Origin of the sequence: Streptomyces sp. NRRL WC-3605, from assembly GCF_001509795.1 — a bacterium.
GTDB lineage: Bacteria > Actinomycetota > Actinomycetes > Streptomycetales > Streptomycetaceae > Streptomyces > Streptomyces viridochromogenes.
In genome coordinates this window covers 1-3,064 of the sequence record NZ_LLZN01000044.1, presented here as the reverse complement: position 1 = coordinate 3,064, position 3,064 = coordinate 1, and the positions used below count along the sequence as shown (strand labels likewise).

The following is a 3,064-nucleotide window of genomic DNA, read 5'->3' as shown; positions in this document are numbered from 1 at the left end:
GACACCGCGCACGATGAGCACCGAGGGCGCCGGCCAGGCCGACCACATCATGGCCGCGTTCCCCAGCAGCACCCGCCACCGCGTCTACCGCGACATCGTGGTGGGGATGGCGGGCATGCTGGCCCACGACGTCCGGGCGGGGGAGGAGGGTGCGAAGGCCAAGGACGTCACCGACCTGATCGACACCTACCTCATGGACCTGGCGACCATCGCGGTCACCAACGACCGCCGCAAGGAAGCGGCCTGGGAGCCCCGCTACACGGCGAAGGTCTACAACGCCTACAAGGAGATGTTCGTCGCGCAGCTGCCCGACGACAGCCCCGTCCGGCCGCTGCTGCCCGCGAACAAGAGCTGGTACAACGTCACCGGCAACTTCCTCGGTCTCGGCACCAGCTTCACGTTCAACAACCAGGGCGACAGCATCCAGACCACAGGCGCCCCCACCGCCGACGAAGCCCGCCCGCGCCTTCCCCAGGCAGGCACCGGCACGGCCCCGCCGCCGACCGGTGCACCATCGGGACGACGCGACAACCGCCCCCGCTTCGTCGTGCGTTCCGGCTTCGACGCACGCCGCTTCTCCTACGACGGCGAACCGGTCACCGACCTCACCGTCCGCGTCGCCCTGCGCGGCACCGACGCACAGACGGCCCAGGTGTACGACCGGCTCACCGCGGGCGTGCACGAGTTCCTGAACAACCCCGGGCACCGGCTCCCCAACGGGGACCGGCTGCACGTCACCGTCGAGCTCGTCCGGCCGGAGGACTCGCCGCACCTGACCGTGGACCTGGTGGGCCGGGACCGGGTGATGGACCAGAACACCTGGTGGGCCGACGCCGAACCGGTCCACCTCGTCCACGAACTCAGCCACCAGCTGGGCCTGCGCGACGAGTACCGGGACGCCGACTCCCCGCACCGCCCCCACATCCCCGGCAGCCTCCTCGGCGCACTGGACGAACGGCCCGACGACCCGTCCCTCACCCCCGCCGGCCTCCGAGGACGGCACCTGGCCCTGCTCGGCGCGCTCATCGGACCCGTCGGCCCGACCCCGCACCCCGAAGCAGAGGAGCAGACCTGGGACGAGGCCCGTACCGGCACCCCACCGGTCACCCGCCGGTCGGTCTGGGTCGACCCGGTCTCCCTGCCCCGGACCGGATCGGCCAAGGTTCCGGCCCGCATGCCGCAGGACGGCACGCTCACGCCCTTCAAGTCCGGCAACTTCGAGTTCACCAACCTGAAGCACACGGACGAGCGGTACCGCGACAAGGCCGTGCGCATCATCGAACTGCTCGGGGACCACCCGACGATCCGGGACTACATCGGCGGGCGCCCCTGCCGCATCACCCTGCACCTGCGCACCACGGAAACCCCCGCCGACGTGCGCGACCTGGGCGACGACGGCGTGCAGATCAACCTCGCGAGCTACTACTTCGAGAAGTACGACATCGGCTACGTCATGGGAATGCTGGCCCACGAGATCGGTCTGCACCCCCTCGCCTCCCGCAACCGGGACATCCCGGACGAGGAGGCGATGTTCCGCGGCATCCCGCTTCCGGTGCCCGGGCTGGCCGACCTGAGGACTCCGCGCACCATGAACACCGACAGCGCGGGCCAGGCCGACCACATCATGGCCGCCTTCCCCAGCAGCACCCGCCACGGGATCTACCGCGACATCGTCCTGACGATGGCCGACCTGCTGGCCCGGGCCGCGCGGGACGGCGTGGAGGGTGCGAAGCCCAAGGACGTCACGGACCTCATCGACTGCTACCTCATGGACGTCGCGTCCATCGCGATCACCAGCGACTACCGGATGAACGCCGCCAAGGAGCCCGGCAACACCGCCAAGGTCTACAACGCGTACAAGGCACTGCTCGCCCAGCGCATGCCCGAGGACAGCCCCGTCCGCGCCCTCCTGCCCGCCGACAAGGGACTGTTCGGCGTCGTACGCGACTTCGCCCAGCTCGCCACCAGCCTGGCGACGAACAACCGCGGCGACAGCATCCAGCGGCCCTTGACCGGGGACGAGGCGCGGCCCCGGCTGCCGCAGGGCACGGACGTGCCACCGCAGCGGACCCCCGCGGTCGCACCCCGCCCGCGCGACGGCCGTCCACGCTTCGTGGTGCGGGCCGGCTTCGACGCCCGCCGCTTCTCGCACGAGGGCGAGCCGGTCACCGATCTCACCGTGCGCCTGGCGATCCGGGGCCCCGAGGACCAGGCCGCGCGGGTACGCGAACGGCTCGAGGCCGGCGTGCGCGAGTTCCTGAACGCCCCCGCCCACCGACTGCCGAACGGTGACCGTCTGCACGTGACCGTCGAGCACGTGGACCCGTCCGAGAACCCGCAGTTGACGGTGGACCTGGTGGGCCGGGACCGGGTGATGGACCGGAACACATGGTGGGCCGACGCCGACCCCGTCCAGTTCGTCCACGAGCTCAGCCACCAGCTGGGCCTGCGCGACGAGTACCGCGACGCGGCGTCCCCCCACCGCCCGCACGTGCCGGGCAGCCTGCTGGGCGCCCCGAACGAAGCCCCCGAGGACTCCTCACTCGCCGTCGGCGGCCTCCGTGAGCGGCACCTGGCCCTGCTCGGCGCCCTCATCGGGGACGTCACGCCCGCCCCGGCGACGGACACCCCGCCGACCTGGGACGCGGCCCGTGCCGCGACCGTACCCGTCCCGCACACGTCGGTCTGGGTGGACCCGGTCTCCCTGCCCGGGCAGGAGGCCGACTCCGCGGCCGCCGACGGGGTACCGGCGCGGATGCAGCAGGACTCGAACACCTCGGCAGAGCCCGCCTACGTGCCGTTCTCCTCAGGAAACTTCACGTTCACCAATCTGAGGTTCACCGACGACCGGTACCTCACCAAGGCCGTCCGGATCATGGACCTGCTGCGCAGGCACGACACGATCCGGGAGTACGTCGGCGGCCGCCCCTGCCGCGTCACCCTCCGCGTCCGCACCACGGAGACGCCGGCCGACGTGATCGACCGGGGCGAGGCCGGGGTGGACATCAATCTCGCGAGCTACTACTTCGAGAAGTACGACATCGGCCACATCATGGGGATGCTG

Annotated in this window: 1 protein-coding gene; it reads left to right on the top strand. The window is 71.3% G+C overall.

What is annotated here, in order from left to right; genetic code table 11:
- Positions 1-13: 13 nt before the first annotated feature.
- On the top strand, positions 14-3,064 hold a 3,051-nt coding region (locus ADL34_RS10135), incomplete at its 3' end, for a hypothetical protein (protein ID WP_159038907.1).